Source organism: Streptomyces paludis (assembly GCF_003344965.1).
GTDB classification, from domain to species: Bacteria; Actinomycetota; Actinomycetes; order Streptomycetales; family Streptomycetaceae; genus Streptomyces; species Streptomyces paludis.
In genome coordinates this window covers 2,019,079-2,037,004 of the sequence record NZ_CP031194.1, presented here as the reverse complement: position 1 = coordinate 2,037,004, position 17,926 = coordinate 2,019,079, and the positions used below count along the sequence as shown (strand labels likewise).

Genomic DNA, 17,926 nt, shown 5'->3' with positions numbered 1-17,926 from the left:
AGCCGCGCCGAGTCGAGGAGGCCCGTGCCATGGCGGGAGAACCACAGGGCGACTGCCTGTTCTGCAAGATCGCCACGGGGGACGTACCGGCCACGGTCGTCCGCTCGACGGACACGACCGTCGCCTTCCGGGACATAAACCCCCAGGCGCCCACCCATGTGCTCGTCATCCCCCGGGCGCACTACCCGGACGCGGGCAGCCTCGCCGCCGCCGAGCCGCTGATCGCCGCCGACGTGCTGCGCGAGGCCGCCGCCGTGGCGGCCGAGGAGGGCGTGGAGGGCAGCGGCTACCGGATCGTGTTCAACACCGGGGCCGGCGCGGGCCAGACCGTCTTCCACGCGCACGCCCACGTCCTGGCCGGCCGCGGCCTCAACTGGCCGCCCGGATAGCGGGCGCGGGGTCTTGTCCGTACGCGAACTGGTCGTGCTGGGCACCGCCAGCCAGGTGCCCACCCGCCACCGCAACCACAACGGCTATCTGCTCCGCTGGGACGGCGAGGGCCTGCTCTTCGACCCGGGCGAGGGCACCCAGCGCCAGATGCTGCGCGCCGGGGTCGCCGCGCACGACATCAACCGGATCTGTGTCACCCACTTCCACGGCGACCACTCGCTCGGGCTCGCCGGAGTCGTCCAGCGCATCAATCTCGACCGGGTGCCGCACGAGATCACCGCGCACTACCCGGCGAGCGGACAGCGCTTCTTCGAACGGCTGCGGTACGCGACGGCCTACCGCGAGACCGTCGAGCTGACCGAGGCGCCCGTGCGCCGCGACGGTGTCCTCGCGCACACCGCGTCGTACACGCTGGAGGCGCACCGGCTCTCCCACCCCGTCGAGTCGTACGGCTATCGCCTGGTCGAGCCCGACGGGCGCCGGATGGACCCGGCGCGGCTGGCCGCGCGCGGGATCGCCGGGCCCGATGTCGGCCGGCTCCAGCGCGAGGGCACGCTGAACGGTGTCACGCTCGACGAGGTCAGCGAGGTGCGCCGGGGGCAGCGGTTCGCGTTCGTCATGGACACCCGGCTCTGCGACGGGGTGCACGCCCTGGCCGACGGGTGCGACCTGCTGGTCATCGAGTCCACGTTCCTCGACGAGGACGAGCGGCTCGCCACCGAGCACGGCCATCTGACGGCGGGCCAGGCCGCGCGGGCGGCGCGGGACGCGGGCGTGGCGCATCTGGTGCTGACGCACTTCTCGCAGCGGTACGGCGACCCCGGGGAGTTCGAGCGGCAGGCGCGCGCGGCGGGCTTCACGGGCGAACTGACCGTCGCGGCCGACCTCGTACGGGTCCCGCTGCCCAAGCGCTCCCGCTGAGGGCGCCGGGTGTCCGCCGGGACCCGGCGGGATCGGGCAGACTGTCGGGATCCGCACGCGATCGGGAGCCCGCAGTGATCACACCCAACGGAGACCCGCTGGACCGAGACCCGCTGAACAGAGACTTGTTGGACGGGGATCCGCTGCATCTCGCCGCCGGGGAGGTGGACCACACCGCCCACATCGATCCGCTGGGCGCCCTGCGCGCCCCGGACGACCCGGAGTGCGACGTCTACCTCACCGGCACGGTGTTCCTCGACATCATCTTCACCGGTCTGGACAGCGCCCCGGTGCGCGGCACCGAGTCCTGGGCGCGCGGCATGGGGTCGAGCCCCGGCGGGATCGCCAACATGGCCACCGCGCTGGCCCGGCTCGGGCTGCGCACCTCGCTCTCGGCCGCCTTCGGCGACGACCACTACGGCGAGTACTGCTGGGACGCGCTGGCGCAGGGCGAGGGCATCGACCTCTCCCGGTCGCGCACCGTGTCCGGCTGGCACTCGCCCGTCACCGTCTCCATGGCGTACGAGGGCGAGCGGACCATGGTGTCGCACGGCCACGAGGCGCCGCCGCCCGAGGGCGCCCTGCCCGAATGCCCGCCACGCGCGCGTGCCGCCGTCGCCGCCCTGGCGCCCGGCCGCCGCGACGAGTGGATCGCCACCTCGGCACGGCGCGGCACCCGGATCTTCGCGGATGTCGGCTGGGACGACAGCGGCCGGTGGGATCTGGCGGGGCTGGCCGATCTGGAGCACTGCGAGGCGTTCCTGCCCAACGCCGAGGAGGCGATGCGCTACACCCGTACCGACTGCCCCAGGGCCGCCGCCCGGCTGCTCGCCGAGCGGGTGCCGGTCGCCGTCGTCACCCTGGGCTCGGAGGGCGCGTACGCGGTGGACGGCGCCACCGGCGAGACCGCCGAGGTGCCGGCGATCGCCGTGGAGGCCCTCGATCCGACGGGCGCGGGCGATGTCTTCGTCGCCGGATTCGTCACCGGTACGCTCGCCGGCTGGCCGCTCGCGGACCGGCTGGCCTTCGCCGGGCTGACGGCCGCGCTCTCCGTCCAGGAGTTCGGCGGCTCGCTCTCCGCGCCCGGCTGGACCGAGATCGCGGCCTGGTGGAGCCATGTGCGCGGATGCGCCGACCAGGACCCGGCGGCCCTGCGCCGCTACGGCTTCCTGCCGGAGCTGCTGCCCGCGCCGACCCGGCCGTGGCCGCTGCGCCGGGCCGTGCCCACGATCGGCTTCGGCCGCTCGGCCTGAGCGCCGGCCGCTCGGCCTGAGCGCGCGTACAGCTCCTGGCCGGTGAGTCCCGCGCCCCGGCGCCGCCGGTACTTCGCCGACGGCGCAAGGAAAAGCACTGGGGTGTTGTCAGTGCGGGGTCGTACGCTGGTAGCCCAGAGGTTGTCGAGCAGCGAGAACCCTGCAACGGGAGGTATGTGCAGGCCACAGCGCCGGCCCATGACTCAGACACCTACAGTCCAGACCCCTGCCTCCGACCCCGCCCCCGCCACCGCGCAGGCCCGGTTCACCGTCCCCGCCAAGCACCCCATGGTCATGGTCCTCGGATCGGGGGACGCGCTGCTCCGGGTGGTCGAGAAGGCGTTCCCGGCAGTGGACATCCATGTCAGGGGGAACGAGATCAGCGCGTCGGGCGGTGCGGCCGAGGTCGCGCTCGTCCAGCGCCTGTTCGACGAGATGATGCTGGTGCTCCGCACCGGTCAGCCGATGACGGAGGACGCAGTGGAACGTTCCATCGCCATGCTCAGAGCGAGCGAGAACGGCGGTGCGGACGGTCCCGAGACCCCCGCCGACGTCCTCACGCAGAACATCCTGTCCAGCCGGGGCCGCACGATCCGCCCCAAGACGCTCAACCAGAAGCGGTACGTCGACGCGATCGACAAGCACACGATCGTCTTCGGCATCGGCCCCGCCGGTACGGGCAAGACCTATCTCGCCATGGCCAAGGCGGTCCAGGCGCTCCAGTCCAAGCAGGTCAGCCGGATCATCCTGACCCGGCCCGCCGTCGAGGCCGGCGAGCGGCTCGGCTTCCTGCCCGGCACGCTCTACGAGAAGATCGACCCGTATCTCCGCCCGCTCTACGACGCGCTGCACGACATGCTCGACCCCGACTCCATCCCGCGTCTGATGGCGGCGGGCACGATCGAGGTGGCGCCGCTGGCCTATATGCGCGGCCGGACGCTCAATGACGCGTTCATCATCCTGGACGAGGCGCAGAACACCAGCACGGAACAGATGAAGATGTTCCTGACCCGCCTGGGCTTCGACTCGAAGATCGTCATCACCGGTGACATCACCCAGGTCGACCTCCCGGGCGGCACCAAGAGCGGGCTGCGCCAGGTCCAGGACATCCTGGACGGCGTCGACGACGTCCACTTCTCCCGGCTCACCTCGCAGGATGTCGTACGGCACAAGCTCGTCGGCCGTATCGTCGACGCGTACGAGAAGTACGACAACGAAAACGGGAAGTAGAGCCAGAGCGCACCATGTCGATCGACGTCAACAACGAGTCAGGTACCGAGGTCGACGAGCAGGCGATCCTCGACATCGCCCGCTACGCGCTCACCCGGATGCGTATCCACCCGCTCTCCGAACTGTCGGTGATCGTGGTGGACGACGCGGCCATGGAGCAACTGCACATCCAGTGGATGGATCTGCCGGGCCCCACGGATGTCATGTCCTTCCCGATGGACGAGCTGCGTCCGCCGGTCAAGGACGACGAGGAGCCCCCGCAGGGGCTCCTCGGTGACATCGTGCTCTGTCCGGAGGTCGCCAAGCGGCAGGGCGAGGAGGCCCCGACGCGGCACTCGATGGACGAGGAGCTGCAACTCCTCACCGTGCACGGGGTGCTGCACCTCCTCGGCTACGACCACGACGTCCCGGACGAGAAGGCCGAGATGTTCGGCCTCCAGGCCGCGATCGTCGACGGCTGGCGCGCCGAGCGCGGGCTCACCGGCCCGTCCCCCGCGCCCACGGTCTCGTGACCGCGCAGCTGATCGTCGGCGCCGTCGCCCTGGTCGTCGTCGCCTGGCTGGCGGCGTCGGCCGAGGCGGGCCTCGCCCGGGTCTCCAGCTTCCGGGCGGACGAGGCCGTGCGCTCCGGGCGCCGGGGCGCGGCGAAGCTCGCCCAGGTCGCCGCCGACCCGACGCGCTACCTCAATGTGGCGCTGCTCGTGCGGGTCGCCTGCGAGATGGCGGCCGGCGTGCTCGTCACCTATGTCTGCCTGGAGGAGTTCCAGGACACGTGGGCGGCGCTGCTCGTCGCCATCTGTGTGATGGTCCTCGTCTCGTATGTCGCGGTCGGCGTCTCGCCGCGCACGATCGGCCGCCAGCACCCGCTGAACACGGCCACGGCGTCCGCGTACGTACTGCTGCCGCTGGCCAGGGTGATGGGCCCGATCCCGCAGCTGCTGATCCTCCTCGGGAACGCGCTCACCCCCGGAAAGGGCTTCCGCAAAGGCCCGTTCGCCAGCGAGGCCGAGCTGCGCGCGATGGTCGACCTGGCCGAGTCGGAGTCCCTCATCGAGGACGAGGAGCGCCGGATGGTGCACTCCGTCTTCGAGTTGGGCGACACCCTCGTCCGGGAGGTGATGGTGCCGCGCACGGACCTGGTCTCCATCGAGCGCTCCAAGACGATCCGTCAGGCGCTCACGCTCGCGCTGCGCTCCGGCTTCTCCCGGATCCCGGTCACCGGGGAGAACGAGGACGACATCGTCGGCATCGTCTACCTCAAGGACCTCGCCAGGAAGACCCATATCAACCGGGACTCCGAAGCCGATCTGGTCTCCACGGCGATGCGGCCCGCCGCCTTCGTCCCCGACACGAAGAACGCGGGCGATCTGCTGCGCGAGATGCAGCAGGACCGCAGCCATGTCGCCGTCGTCATCGACGAGTACGGCGGCACGGCCGGCATCGTCACCATCGAGGACATCCTTGAGGAGATCGTCGGCGAGATCACCGACGAGTACGACCGCGAGCTGCCGCCCGTCGAGGAGCTGGGCGACGGCTCGTACCGGGTCACGGCCCGGCTGGACATCGGTGACCTCGGCGAGCTGTTCGGGCTCGACGAGTACGACGACGAGGATGTCGAGACGGTCGGCGGGCTGCTCGCCAAGGCGCTGGGCCGGGTCCCGATCGCCGGGGCCAGCGCCCAGGTCGAGCTGCCCGACGGGCGCACGCTGCGGCTGACGGCGGAGTCCCCGGCCGGCCGCCGCAACAAGATCGTCACCGTGCTGGCCGAGCCCGTCCGCGAGGAGGCGCCCGCCCCGTGACGGCGAACGACTCCCTGACGGCGCCCGGGATCGCGGCGTACTGCCTCGGTCTGAACGGGACGTCCGAGGACACCCCGTTCCCGCGCAGCCCGGGGCTCACGGTCTTCAAGGTCGGCGGCCGGATCTTCGCGTTCTGCGCGCTCGGTGAGCTGCCGCTGAAGATCTCCCTCAAGTGCGACCCGGACGACGCGCTGCGGCTGCGCGAGGCACATCCGGCCGTCGTCCCGGGCTGGCACCTCAACAAGCGCCACTGGAACACGGTGACGGTCGGGGAGCTGCCGGCGCGGATGGTGCGCGAGCTGATCGAGGACTCGTACGACCTGGTGGTGGCCGGTCTGCCGAAGGCGGAGCGCCTGCGGCTCGACCGGGCCTGAGGGGGCGGGACGGGTCGGGCGGGGGCGGTTCAGCGGCGCGGCGGTTCGGCGGTTGGGTCGTGCGCCGAGCCACCGCGCGCCCCGGTCTGCCGCCCGCCCGGTCTGCCGCGCGGCCTGCTCGGCCGTGCGGCGGCCCGGCGGCTTGGCGTTTCGGCCGTACGGTCCGAGGTGGGACGGGGCTGGGCGGACCGGATTCGCCGGGCCACGCACGGACCTCAGGCCGTACGGGCGAATCGGTGGCGCAGCCCCACCGTGACCAGCAGTGCCGCCGCCACGACGATCGACGCGTCGATCGCCAGCACCAGCCGCACCCCGTCGACCAGCACCTCACGGGTGGTCGCCAGCACCCCCAGCAGCGGAATGCCGATGGTCATGCCGATCTGCTGGGTGGTGGTGACCAGCCCTGTCGCGAGTCCCTGCTGGTCGTTCGCGATGCCCGAGGTCGCCGTCAGGCCGTACGCGACGATCGCGACCAGATGGCACATGCTCGCCAGCGAGACCCCGACGGTCGCCAGCACCACCCCCGTACCCGCGCCGGATCCGCTCCCCGGGCCGGCGCCCAGCGCCACCAGCGCCGCCGTGAACACCCCCTGGCCGAGCAGCGCGACGGCCAGCGTGCGCGGAGCGCCCAGCCGGCCGACCACCCGGGGGGCCATCGAGCCCCCGAACACCGACAGCACGCCCTGCACACCGAAGACCAGGCCCGTCTCCAGCGCCGAGAGCCCCAGCGTCTCCTGGAGATAGAGCGTCAGCACGAACACCACCGTCGTCATCATCGAGATGGTGGCCAGACCACCCAGATTGCCCCAGGCCACGGTCGGCCGCCGCAGCATCGGCAGCGACACCAGCGGCGCGGCGCTCCGTGACTCGACCAGCGTGAACACGGCCAGCAGCGCGACCCCCGCGACCAGCGTCACCAGCACGTCCGCGCCGCCGAAACCGCGTTCGGCCGCCGTCGACAGGGCGTAGATCACGGCGAGCAGCCCGCCGGTCACCGTCACCGCGCCCGGCACATCCAGCCGGGGCCGGTCGGGCGTACGGGACTCGGGCAGCAGCCCCGGCGCCACGGCGAGCACCGCGAGCGCGGTGACGGCCAGCAGCCCCATGGTCGACCGCCAGCCCAGGGTGTCGGTCAGCACCCCGCCGAGCACCATGCCGACGGTGAAGCCCAGCGAGAGCAGCGTGCCGCTGATGCCCAGCGCCCGGTCGCGCTGCGGCCCCTCGGGGAACGTGGTGGTCAGCAGGGACATTCCGGTCGGCACGATCATGGCCGCGCCGAGGCCCTGGAGCGCCCGCCCGGCCAGGAAGAGGGCCGGATTCCAGGCGACGGTGGCCAGCACCGAGGCCGCGCAGAAGAGGGCCAGCCCGGTGACGAAGAGCCGGCGCCGTCCGTACAGATCACCGATCCGGCCGAAGAGCAGCAGAAAGCCGCCGGACGGCAGCGCGAACGCGGTGATCGCCCACTGGAGGGCGGTCCGGCTCATGCCGAGGTCCTGGCCGAGGACGGGCAGCGCCACATTCAGCACGGAGAAGTCGAGCGCCACCATGAACTGGGCGGCGCACAGCACGACGAGGATCAGCTTGGCGCGCCCGGACAGCGGCGCGGGCGCGGGCGAGGAGGGCGCCGGCGAGGCGGGCGGTGCGGTGGGTAGTGCGGTGGGGACGGTGGTGGTACGGGACTCGGATGCCATGCCGGACAGCCTGGGCGCGCAGGAATAGCCGTGGGGAGCCGGAACTTATCCTGTTGGCGGCACCACCACACAGGGCTCCGCCGGAACAGTGCTCCGCCGAACAGTGCTCCGCCGGAAAGCGAGAACGACGTGGTGATGACGGACGCGGGAAAGGCGCACCGGCTCGGTGAGCTGCGCGAGTTCCTGATGAGCCGGCGCGCCCGGGTCAGCCCGGCCGAGGCCGGCCTGCCCGACGGGGGCGGCCGGCGCCGTACCCCCGGACTGCGCCGCGAGGAGGTGGCCGTTCTCGCGGGCGTCGGCGCCTCCTGGTACCAGTGGCTGGAGCAGGGCCGCGACATCACCGTATCGCCGCAGGTCCTGGAGTCGGTGGCGCGCGTGCTCCGGCTGAACAGCGCGGAGCTGCGCCATCTCTACGCCCTCGCCGGGCTGAACCCGCCCCCGCCGCGCGCGGATCCGTCGGCGCTCGACATGTGCCACGGGCTGCGGCGGCTGATCGACGCCTGGATGCCGTATCCGGCGAACATCCTGGACACCTACTGGAACGTCGTCATGTACAACGACGCGGCGACCAGCGTGCTCGGTATGCGCCCGGAGATCCCCCAGAACTGCCTGATCGCCTTCTTCACGGACCCCGTCTACCGCACCCGGGCCGAGCACTGGGCCGGGATCGCGCCGAGGATCGTCGCGCAGTTCCGCGCGGCGTTCTCGGAGCACCCCGGCGACGAGGGGTTCCACGCGGTGGTGGCGGAGGCGGCGGAGCGCAGCGCGGAGTTCGCCCGGCTCTGGGAGCGGCGGGACGTCCAGCCGGCCGGGCCGGTCTGCAAGGAGCTGGTGCACCCGGTCGTCGGCGCGCTGCATCTGGAGTCGACCCAGCTGCGGATCCCGGCCCGGCCGGACCTCACCGTCGTGCTGCACAACGCGCTGCCCGAGGCGGACACGGCCGAGAAGCTGATCTGGCTGGCCTCGCCGGAGGGCCGGCGCGGCTCGATGTACCCGGTCGCGGGCTGACGGGCCCCGACCTCCGGCCCTGCCGCGGGGCCGCCGGGCGGGCTGCCTATGCTCGCCCCATGACGCAGAGCAGCGACCCCGGCAACAGCACCGGCCTCGACCCCGAGGACCGCAAGATCATCACCCTCGCGCGCAGCGCCCGCGCCCGCAACGGCGTACCGGAGGGCGCGGCCGTACGGGACGAGACCGGGCGTACGTACGTCGCCGGCACCGTCGAACTGGCCTCCCTCAGGCTCAGCGCGCTGCGTACGGCGGTCGCCATGGCCGTGGCCAGCGGCGCCACCTCGCTGGAGGCGGCGGCGGTCGTCACGGCCGCCGGTGGCGCGTCGGACGAGGACCTGGCCGCCGTACGCGACCTGGGCGGCCCCGGCACACCCGTCCTGGTGGCGGGCCCGGACGGCACGCTGACGGCCACGGTGACGGCGGGCTGACGGGCGGGGCCTCCGGGGTGTCCAGGCCCGTCCGGGGCTGTTCGGGCCCGTCCGGGGCCGTCCGGGCCGCGCTCCGGCGGGGCCACCTGGTAGGCGGCGGGTAAACGATCGGGGAGAATGGGCGCCATGAGCGCTCGTACCTCGTCTCCCGAGACTTCTCCCGAGACAGCCGAAACCCCCCACCGGGCCGGTTTCGCCTGCTTCGTCGGTCGCCCCAACGCGGGCAAGTCCACCCTCACGAACGCTCTGGTCGGCCAGAAGGTGGCCATCACCTCGAACCGGCCGCAGACCACCCGGCACACCGTCCGCGGCATCGTGCACCGCCCCGAGGCGCAGCTGATCCTCGTCGACACCCCGGGCCTCCACAAGCCGCGCACGCTGCTCGGCGAGCGGCTGAACGATGTCGTACGGACGACCTGGGCCGAGGTCGACGTGATCGGCTTCTGCCTGCCCGCGAACGAGAAGCTCGGCCCCGGCGACCGGTTCATCATCAAGGAACTGGCCGCGATCAGGAAGACGCCCAAGGTCGCCGTCGTCACGAAGACGGACCTGGTCGACTCCAAGACCCTGGCGGAGCAGCTCATCGCGATCGACCGGATCGGCCGGGAGCTGGGCATGGAGTGGGCGGAGATCGTGCCCGTCTCGGCCGTCGGCGACCAGCAGGTCGGCCTGCTCGCGGACCTCCTGGTCCCGCTGCTCCCGCAGAGCCCGCCGCTCTACCCGGAGGGTGACCTCACGGACGAGCCGGAGCAGGTCATGGTGGCCGAGCTGATCCGCGAGGCGGCGCTGGAGGGGGTACGGGACGAGCTGCCGCACTCGATCGCGGTCGTGGTCGAGGAGATGCTCCCGCGCGAGGACCGCCCGGCGGACAAGCCCCTCCTGGACATCCACGCGAACGTCTACATCGAACGCCCCAGCCAGAAGGGCATCATCATCGGCCCCAAGGGCAAGCGCCTCAAGGAGGTCGGGACGAAGTCCCGCAAACACATCGAGGCACTCCTGGGCACTCCGGTCTTCCTCGACCTCCACGTCAAGGTAGCGAAGGACTGGCAGCGCGACCCCAAACAGCTGCGCAAGCTGGGCTTCTGAGCGAGCCCCGGCCCGGCGGCCGGAGGCCGACGCAGCCGCGCGAAGCCGGTGAGGCCCCCTGGGGCCGAGGCTCGCGAGCGCGGCGGGCGGAATGGGTCCCGAAACAGCTGCGCAAGCTGGGCTTTTAGCGGCCACTGGCCGGACGGATTTCTCAGACCGCGATCAGATGTACGCGGTCGCCGCAGAGTTTGGCCATGTCGTCGATGTCCGAGGTCAGCAGCGCGATGTGTCCTTCTTGACGGAGAGCCACCTCAGCCACGGTGGCGTCGATGGCGTACTTGTGGCCGTGGAGCCCCGCGTCCTTGAGTAACCGCGCCGCGGCCTTGGCGCTGTTCTCGGTGACGGGCTCCACTTTCACGCGTGAGAGGAGCCAGTTCAGTCGGCTCATCTTCGTACCCGCGTGAGTGACCTCAATGATCGTATTGGCGCTGATCACGAGGTCCGTTTCGTTCCGCTGTGCGGAGTCGATGAGACGACCGACCTTGCGGTCCTCCATGATCCAGGCGGAGAACCCCTCCGAGTCGAGCACAAGAGCGGAGACTGTCCGGTTCACGCTGCGTTCCTTGTCTCTTGCACGGGATTCGCGTCGGGCTGGAGCCATCCGTGCAGGATCGCGTCCGCTTCCGTCTGCTCCTCCTCCGTGAAGGCGCCGTGTTCCTCCTCGTACCGGCGGATCTCCTCGGAGAGAAGCTCGTTGCGAATTCTTCGGGCCAGAGCCTCCGCCGCGTATCCGGAGAGGTTGTCGGTGAAGCCCTTAGCTGCTTTGACCAGCTCTTCGGGGAGCGTGATGGTGATCTTCTTGGTGGCCATACAGCTACCATACCGCGATATGGTCGGCTGGGCGGGGGTGACGGCTACGCGCCCTCCTTGAGGACGCGTGAGATCAGTGCCCGTTGCGCGTCCGTCAGGTTCGGGTCCGTGCAGTGGAATGTGTGGTCGTCGATCGTGATCCGGTAGCTGAAGCCGTCCGGCACGCCTTGCGGCGGGGTGTTCTGGGCGCCGGTCATGGCGTGTTCGGCCAGTTGTCGCCAGGTTTCGGCATCGGGCAGGTCCGTGGTGTCCACCTCGGACCTGCGCTCGATTCCCGCGAAGCCGCCCGTACGCCGTACTTGGATACGCATGGGTCCTGTTCTAGTACGTGGAGGGCGGTGACGGCTATTCCACGGCCACCCCGACCTGGGACCACGCCTTGGTCACGGCCTCCAGCTCCGCCGCGTCGCCGTAGCGTGCCCGTGCCGCCGCGAGGGTCTGGCGGGCGAAGTCCTTGAAGTCCGCGTCGACCGTCAGCTCGCCGCTGGTCAGCACGTCGTACCAGACCTGGCCCGCGCGCTCCCACGCCTTGCCGCCCAGCCGGGTGGCGAAGAGGTAGAACGCGTGGTTGGGAATGCCGGAGTTGATGTGGACCCCGCCGTTGTCCCGGCTCGTCCGGACGTAGTTCTCCATGGTCGCCGGCTGCGGGTCCTTGCCGAGGGCCGGGTCGTCGTACGCCGTGCCCGGGGCCTTCATGGAGCGCAGCGCGACCCCGTTGACGCCGGGGGCGAGCAGGCCCTCGCCGATCAGCCAGTCGGCCTGCTCGGCGGTCTGGTCCAGGGTGTACTGCTTGACCAGCGCGCCGAAGACGTCCGAGACCGATTCGTTGAGCGCGCCGGGCTGGCCGAAGTAGGCGAGGTTGGCGGTGTACTGGGTGAGGCCGTGGGCCAGCTCGTGGCCGATCACGTCGACCGGGATCGTGAAGTCGAGGAAGATCTGCCCGTCCCCGTCGCCGAACACCATCTGGTCGCCGTCCCAGAAGGCGTTGTTGTAGTCGCGGCTGTAGTGGACGCTGGCGATCAGCGGCAGGCCGGCGCCGTCCAGCGAGTCACGGCCGTACGCGCTCAGCAGCAGCTCGAACGTCGCGCCGAGTCCGGCGTACGCCCGGTTGACGGTGGCGTCCTGGCCGGGCGGGGTGCCCTCGGCCCGTACCTTCTTCCCCGGCAGCGCGGTCCGGTGGCCGCAGTCGTAGATGGTGCGGCGGGGCTCTCCGGAGGCGGCGGCCGTGCCGTCCGCCGGCGCGGCCGGGGCGTCCGGCGCGCGGGTGCCGACGACCGTGGTCAGCCGGCGGCGGGTGCGCTGGGCGGAGTCCGCCTCCAGGGTCCGCCGGGCGGGCCCGGAGACCTCCGGGTCCTCGGCCTGCGCCAGCTTGTCGAGCACATGAGGCGGCACAATGGTGCAGAAAACGGGAGCGACGGGAACGACGGGAGCGACAGCGGCGATGCCGGTGTCGGTGTCGGGAGCGATGGCGTCCATACGGGCCAATGTGGCACTCCGTGGAGCCCATGTCACCCATTGCGACCAAGGTTGCTGAAATGGAGTGATCCCGCGTCGTTCGGTGGTTAAATCCTGACTCTCTGTGGAGGGGGTCGCGGAAGCCGTTCGCGTTCCGCCCGCCGGTCCCGCATGCTGATACGGACCCGCGCGGACGGCGTGCCTCCGCTAAGCTGCGGAACATCATGCGTATCGGGCTGCTTCTCCTTAGCTGCCGCGGCGAGGGCCTGTAGTCGTAGGCCGACCCCCTCCCCGCGGAGTCTGGCGTTGCGGTGAACACGTCCCGTCGGCCGTCCCAGCGGACACACGAGGAGCCCTGCGCAATGTCTGATACTTCTTCCGTCGGTCGCCCCACGCCCCTCACCAACGCGACCCACACCCAGCGCCCGTCCGGGATGCCGATCCACAAATACGGCCCCTACGAGGCCGTCGCCCTCCCCGACCGCACCTGGCCCGAGCAGCGGATCACCGCCGCCCCCCGCTGGCTCTCCACCGATCTGCGCGACGGCAACCAGGCGCTGATCGACCCCATGTCGCCCGCCCGCAAGCGCGAGATGTTCGACCTGCTGGTCCGCATGGGCTACAAGGAGATCGAGGTCGGCTTCCCGGCCTCCGGCGAGACCGACTTCGCCTTCGTACGGTCGATCATCGAAGAGGGCGCCATCCCCGAGGACGTGACGATCTCCGTCCTCACCCAGGCGCGCGAAGAGCTGATCGAGCGGACCGTGGAGGCCCTGCGCGGCGCCCACCGCGCGACCGTGCACCTCTACAACGCCACCGCCCCCACCTTCCGCCGCGTCGTCTTCCGCGGCTCGAAGGAGCAGGTCAAGCAGATCGCCGTGGACGGCACCCGGCTGGTCATGGAGTACGCGGAGAAGATCCTCGGCCCCGAGACGGTCTTCGGCTACCAGTACAGCCCGGAGATCTTCACCGACACCGAGCTGGACTTCGCCCTGGAGGTCTGCGAGGCCGTCATGGACGTCTGGCAGCCCGAGGCCGGCCGCGAGATCATCCTCAACCTGCCCGCCACCGTGGAGCGCTCCACCCCCTCCACCCACGCGGACCGCTTCGAGTGGATGTCACGGAACCTGTCACGGCGCGAGTACGTCTGTCTCTCCGTCCACCCCCACAACGACCGCGGCACGGCCGTCGCCGCCGCCGAGCTGGCGCTGATGGCCGGCGCCGACCGTATCGAGGGCTGCCTGTTCGGCCAGGGCGAGCGCACCGGCAACGTCGACCTGGTGACGCTGGGCATGAACCTCTTCTCCCAGGGTGTCGACCCGCAGATCGACTTCTCGCAGATCGACGAGATCCGCCGTACCAGCGAGTACTGCAACCAGATGGAGATCCACCCGCGCCACCCCTACGCGGGCGATCTGGTCTACACGTCCTTCTCCGGCTCCCACCAGGACGCCATCAAGAAGGGCTTCGACGCCCGCGAGGCCGACGCCGCCGCGCAGGGCCGGACGCTCGACGAGATCGAGTGGGCCGTACCGTATCTGCCGATCGACCCGAAGGACGTCGGCCGCTCCTACGAGGCGGTCATCCGCGTCAACTCGCAGTCCGGCAAGGGCGGTATCGCGTACGTCCTGAAGAACGACCACAAGCTGGACCTGCCGCGCCGTATGCAGATCGAGTTCTCCCGGATCATCCAGGCCAAGACCGACGCCGAGGGCGGCGAGGTCACGCCCGGCCAGATCTGGTCGGTCTTCAGGGACGAGTACCTGCCCAACCCGGACAATGCCTGGGGCCGTATCCAGCTGCGCTCCGGCCAGAGCACGACCGACACGGACGGCCAGGACACCCTGACCGTGCAGGCCGTGGTGGACGGTACGGAGACCACCCTCACCGGCACCGGCAACGGTCCGATTTCGGCCTTCTTCGAGGCGCTGGCCACCGTCGGGATCGACGCCAGGCTGCTGGACTACCAGGAGCACACGATGAGCGAGGGCGCGAGCGCCCAGGCCGCCTCGTACATCGAATGCGCCATCGACGGCAAGGTCCTGTGGGGCATCGGAATCGACGCGAACACCACGCGTGCCTCGCTGAAGGCCGTCATCTCCGCGGTCAACCGCGCGACCCGCTGAACCCCGGCCGGCCGACCCCGGCCGGCCCCGCCGTCCCCGGCTCCGTCCCACGAACCCCGTCCGCCACTCCGGTGGGCGGGGTTCGGCCATGTCGTGGCGATCTCACGCCGCGGTGCTGACGCCACCTCCAAGATGTGGCTAACATCACGTCAACGCGGCAATGATGCCGGAGCGTTACGGAGGTGCGCGACGTGCTGCCAACCCCACGAGCAAGCGGCTGGAAACTGCGCGTCTGCGGCATCCGGACGTCCTGGAACACCATCGGCGACGGAGAGTTCTTCTGCCCCGACTGCGGGGGCGACCGCAACTACCGCCGACGCACCGGCCGTCGCCGCTTCACCGTCCTCGGTGTCCCGCTGCTCTCGCGCGGGGTCGCCGGGCCCGTGGTCGAATGCGCGGCCTGCCACGCCCACTTCGGCATGGACGTCCTCGACCACCCCACCACCATCCGCTTCTCCGCGATGCTCCGGGACGCCGTCCACACCGTCGCGCTCGCCGTCCTCGCCGCCGGCGGCACCTCGTCCCGTACGGTCAGGGAGACCGCCGTGCTGACCGTACGCGCGGCCGGCTTCGAGGACTGTACGGAGGACCGGCTGACGGACCTCGTCGACGCCCTCGCGGAGGACACCGGCCGCTTCCTCGCCGAGCCCGGCCCGTGCGGCGCGGCCCTCGCCATCGAACTGCACGAGGCACTGGAGCCCCTGGCACCCCATCTGGCCCCGGCGGGCCGCGAGTCGATCCTGCTCCAGGGCGCGCGGATCGCGCTGGCCGACGGGGCGTACAGCCCACCGGAGCGCGAGGTGCTGTCCACGGTCGGCGGCGCGCTCCAACTGCGCGCGGCCGACACGGAACGGCTGCTGCTGGCGGCGTCGGGAACACCGTCCTGAGGCGGAGCGCCCCCTCCGTACCCCTCGGACCCGCTGTACTCCCCGAGGAGTAGTACGGGGCCGGAGCCACCCCTGGCAGTAACGGCGAAGTCAGCCGTGCGCGCGACGATTCACCCCTCCCCGGACGGGAGTCTGGTCAGGACCGATCCGGTCCCGCGCGGGACCGGACACACCGTCCAGGAGGGGGCCCGGATGAGGGCTGTACCGGCATCGCCATCCGTAGCGCGGGAGTCCGCACCGACGCCGGAGGTGCCATCGGCCGGGCCGCCGCCGCGCGGGCGCCGCAGGGCGCTGCCCTGGGCCGTCCTCGCGCTCTGGATACTCGTGCTCGCCGTGGCCGCGCCCTTCGCCGGCAAGCTCGGCGACGTACAGCGTGACAGCGTCGTGGACTATCTGCCGGCGAACGCGGACTCCACGCAGGTCGCCACCGTCCAGCAGCGGCTGCCCGGTGGGGAGTCCACCGATCTCGTGCTCGTCTACCACCGCGACGCCGGGCTCACCGCCGCCGACCGGCGCACGGCCGAGCGGCAGATCGCCGCGGTGGCCGCCGCGCACCGGCTCACGGACCGGGGCACCCCCGTCGCCGTACCGTCCGAGGACGGCACCACCCTCATGGTCCCGGTGTCGACCACCGAGCCGGGGAGCGACGAGGACGCGCGGGCCGCGTTCGTCGACGGCGTACGGAAGACGGTGTCGAGCGGTCTCCGCGCGGACGGGCTGAGCGTCGAGGTCGGCGGGCCGGGCGCCCTGCGCACCGATACGACGGGCGTCTTCGAGACACTCGACGGCACACTGATGATCGCGACCGTGCTCGTCGTCGCGGTCCTGCTGATCCTCACGTACCGCAGCCCGTTCCTCTGGCTCGTTCCGCTGGCCGTGGTCGGGGTGGCCGCCTTCACGGCCCGGGCGCTGGTCTACGGCGTCGTCCAGGGCATGGACCTCACGGTGACCAGCCAGAGCGCCGGAATCATGACCGTGCTGGTCTTCGGCGCGGGGACGGACTACGCGCTGCTGCTCGTCGCCCGTTACCGCGAGGAGCTGCGGCGTACCCCGGACGTGTACGACGCGATGCGCGCGGCCCTCCGCGGCAGCGGGCCGGCCGTGCTCGCCTCCTCGGGCACCGTGGCGCTGGGGCTGCTGTGCCTGCTCGCCGCCGATCTGAACAACATGCGCGGCCTGGGTCCCGTCGGCGCGGTCGGCGTGCTCTGCGCGCTGGCCGCGATGCTGACGCTGCTGCCCGCCGTACTCGTACTCCTGGGCCGCCGGGTCTTCTGGCCGCTGGTTCCGGCGTACGGCGCCGACCAGGGGCGCGGTGCCGGTCCCGGGGACGCCGCCCGACGTCCGTCACGGCGTTCCCTTTTCGCGGCGATGGGCGGCTCGGCGGGGCGCCGGCCGGCGGTGGTGCTGGCGGCGGGCGCCGTTCTGCTCGGCGCGCTCGCGCTGGGCATGTCCCGGCTGCCCGGCACGCTCACCCAGGCGGACAGCTTCATCGACCGGCCCGAGTCCGTCTCCGCGATGCGGACCCTGGCGGACGCCTATCCGGAGCGCGGCAGCCAGCCCATCGCCCTGACCGGACCGACGGCCGGCGCGGACCGGGCGCTGGAGCGGGCCCGTACCACCGAGGGCGTGGCGTCGGCGGAACCCGGCAGAAGCGAGCCCTCGGCGGGCGGGACCGGCCGGAGCGAGATCATCGTCTTCGCGAAGGACGCGCCGCAGACCGCCGGCGAGACCCGGACCATCGAGGCGCTGCGCGCCGGACTCCGGGCCGGCGGCGGCGCCGACGACTGGCATGTCGGCGGCCCGAGCGCCCAGCAGCTCGACCTGGACCGGGCCGGCGCGCACGACCGGAAGATCGTCATGCCGCTCGTCCTGGCCGTCGTCCTGCTGATCCTGATCGCCCTGCTGCGCAGCCTTGTCGCCCCGCTGGTCCTGGTCGTGGCGGTCGTCGCGGTGTGGGGCGCGGCCATGGGGCTCGGCGGGCTGGTCTTCGGGCCGGTGCTGGGCTTCGGCGGGGTGGACCGCGGACTGCCGCTGCTGTCCTTCGTGTTCCTGGTCGCGCTCGGGGTCGACTACGGCATCTTTCTGATGCACCGGATCCGTGAGGAAGCGCTGTCCGGCGCCGAACCGGCCGCCGCCGCGCTGACCGCGCTGCGTACGACGGGCGGGGTGATCGCCTCGGCGGGAATCGTCCTGGCCGCCACGTTCGCGGTGCTGATGAGTCTGCCGCTGGTGATGATGGCCGAGCTGGGGTTCGTCGTCGGTGTCGGGGTACTGCTGGATACCTTCCTGGTACGGACGTACTTGGTGACGTCGGCGGCGGTACTTCTGGGGCGGAGGATGTGGTGGCCGGGGGCATTGCGGAAGTGACGGGTGGGGCTGACAGGGCCGGTGGGGCTGGTGGGGCCGGTGGGGCCGGCGCCGGTGGGGCCGGCAGGGCCGGCGGGGCCGGCAGGACCGATAGGG

General features: G+C 71.6%; 18 protein-coding genes. 13 read left to right on the top strand and 5 right to left on the bottom strand.

The window, feature by feature from the left end:
* Positions 1-29: 29 nt before the first annotated feature.
* From DVK44_RS08805 to DVK44_RS08775, 7 genes are all read left to right on the top strand, one after another.
* A complete protein-coding gene (locus DVK44_RS08805) occupies positions 30-389 on the top strand; it encodes a histidine triad nucleotide-binding protein (RefSeq protein ID WP_114659146.1) in 360 nt (119 codons plus the stop codon).
* A 13-nt stretch (positions 390-402) separates the two neighbouring features.
* Positions 403-1,311 carry a ribonuclease Z gene (locus tag DVK44_RS08800; RefSeq protein ID WP_114659145.1) on the top strand — a complete coding sequence of 303 codons (909 nt, stop codon included), beginning with the start codon at positions 403-405 and terminating at the stop codon, positions 1,309-1,311.
* A gap of 143 nt (positions 1,312-1,454) precedes the next feature.
* A complete protein-coding gene (locus tag DVK44_RS08795; RefSeq protein ID WP_408055392.1) occupies positions 1,455-2,564 on the top strand; it encodes a carbohydrate kinase family protein in 1,110 nt (369 codons plus the stop codon).
* 198 nt (positions 2,565-2,762) lie between these two features.
* The gene (locus tag DVK44_RS08790; protein WP_114659144.1) at positions 2,763-3,794 is read left to right on the top strand and encodes a PhoH family protein; all 1,032 of its coding nucleotides are present in this window, start codon (positions 2,763-2,765) and stop codon (positions 3,792-3,794) included.
* Positions 3,795-3,808: 14 nt separating this feature from the next.
* A complete protein-coding gene (gene ybeY / locus DVK44_RS08785; RefSeq protein ID WP_114659143.1) occupies positions 3,809-4,306 on the top strand; it encodes an rRNA maturation RNase YbeY in 498 nt (165 codons plus the stop codon).
* The gene (locus DVK44_RS08780; RefSeq protein WP_114659142.1) at positions 4,303-5,592 is read left to right on the top strand and encodes a hemolysin family protein; all 1,290 of its coding nucleotides are present in this window, start codon (positions 4,303-4,305) and stop codon (positions 5,590-5,592) included. Before ybeY ends, DVK44_RS08780 begins: the two co-directional genes overlap by 4 nt.
* Positions 5,593-5,606: 14 nt before the next feature.
* The gene (locus tag DVK44_RS08775) at positions 5,607-5,966 is read left to right on the top strand and encodes an MmcQ/YjbR family DNA-binding protein (protein ID WP_114665005.1); all 360 of its coding nucleotides are present in this window, start codon (positions 5,607-5,609) and stop codon (positions 5,964-5,966) included.
* Between the two features lie 215 nt (positions 5,967-6,181).
* Here the strand turns inward: DVK44_RS08775 and DVK44_RS08770 are convergent, their stop codons facing one another.
* Positions 6,182-7,657, bottom strand: a complete 1,476-nt coding sequence (locus DVK44_RS08770) for an MFS transporter (protein WP_114659141.1) — start codon at positions 7,655-7,657, stop codon at positions 6,182-6,184.
* A 135-nt stretch (positions 7,658-7,792) separates the two neighbouring features.
* Between DVK44_RS08770 and DVK44_RS08765 the strand changes: the two genes are divergently transcribed.
* The 3 genes from DVK44_RS08765 (at position 7,793) to era (ending at position 10,185) form a co-directional block, all read left to right on the top strand.
* On the top strand, positions 7,793-8,665 hold the full coding sequence (locus DVK44_RS08765; protein ID WP_114665004.1) for a helix-turn-helix transcriptional regulator: 873 nt from the start codon (positions 7,793-7,795) through the stop codon (positions 8,663-8,665).
* Between the two features lie 59 nt (positions 8,666-8,724).
* A complete protein-coding gene (locus tag DVK44_RS08760; protein ID WP_114659140.1) occupies positions 8,725-9,096 on the top strand; it encodes a cytidine/deoxycytidylate deaminase family protein in 372 nt (123 codons plus the stop codon).
* Positions 9,097-9,213: 117 nt separating this feature from the next.
* A complete protein-coding gene (era, locus tag DVK44_RS08755) occupies positions 9,214-10,185 on the top strand; it encodes a GTPase Era (RefSeq protein WP_114659139.1) in 972 nt (323 codons plus the stop codon).
* A gap of 151 nt (positions 10,186-10,336) precedes the next feature.
* Here era and DVK44_RS08750 read toward each other — a convergent pair whose 3' ends face one another.
* Genes DVK44_RS08750 through DVK44_RS08735 form a run of 4 tightly spaced genes read right to left on the bottom strand, consistent with a single transcriptional unit; the run spans position 10,337 to position 12,471 of the window.
* Positions 10,337-10,738 (bottom strand): PIN domain-containing protein, encoded by a 402-nt coding sequence (locus tag DVK44_RS08750; RefSeq protein WP_228447053.1) that lies wholly within the window; start codon positions 10,736-10,738, stop codon positions 10,337-10,339.
* Positions 10,735-10,995, bottom strand: coding sequence for a type II toxin-antitoxin system CcdA family antitoxin (locus DVK44_RS08745; protein WP_114659137.1), 261 nt, complete (start codon positions 10,993-10,995; stop codon positions 10,735-10,737). The genes DVK44_RS08750 and DVK44_RS08745 overlap by 4 nt, the downstream gene beginning before the upstream one ends.
* A gap of 44 nt (positions 10,996-11,039) precedes the next feature.
* Positions 11,040-11,306 carry a protealysin inhibitor emfourin gene (locus tag DVK44_RS08740; protein ID WP_114659136.1) on the bottom strand — a complete coding sequence of 89 codons (267 nt, stop codon included), beginning with the start codon at positions 11,304-11,306 and terminating at the stop codon, positions 11,040-11,042.
* A gap of 34 nt (positions 11,307-11,340) precedes the next feature.
* Complete coding sequence (locus DVK44_RS08735; protein WP_114659135.1) at positions 11,341-12,471, bottom strand: M4 family metallopeptidase; 1,131 nt, start codon at positions 12,469-12,471, stop codon at positions 11,341-11,343.
* Positions 12,472-12,812: 341 nt separating this feature from the next.
* On the opposite strand from DVK44_RS08735, the gene leuA reads away from it, so the two are divergent.
* The 3 genes from leuA (at position 12,813) to DVK44_RS08715 (ending at position 17,830) form a co-directional block, all read left to right on the top strand.
* Positions 12,813-14,576 (top strand): 2-isopropylmalate synthase, encoded by a 1,764-nt coding sequence (gene leuA / locus DVK44_RS08725; protein ID WP_114659134.1) that lies wholly within the window; start codon positions 12,813-12,815, stop codon positions 14,574-14,576.
* A 191-nt stretch (positions 14,577-14,767) separates the two neighbouring features.
* Positions 14,768-15,463, top strand: a complete 696-nt coding sequence (locus DVK44_RS08720; protein WP_228447052.1) for a TerB family tellurite resistance protein — start codon at positions 14,768-14,770, stop codon at positions 15,461-15,463.
* Positions 15,464-15,655: 192 nt separating this feature from the next.
* Positions 15,656-17,830, top strand: a complete 2,175-nt coding sequence (locus DVK44_RS08715) for an MMPL family transporter (protein ID WP_114659132.1) — start codon at positions 15,656-15,658, stop codon at positions 17,828-17,830.
* The last annotated feature ends 96 nt before the right edge of the window (positions 17,831-17,926 follow it).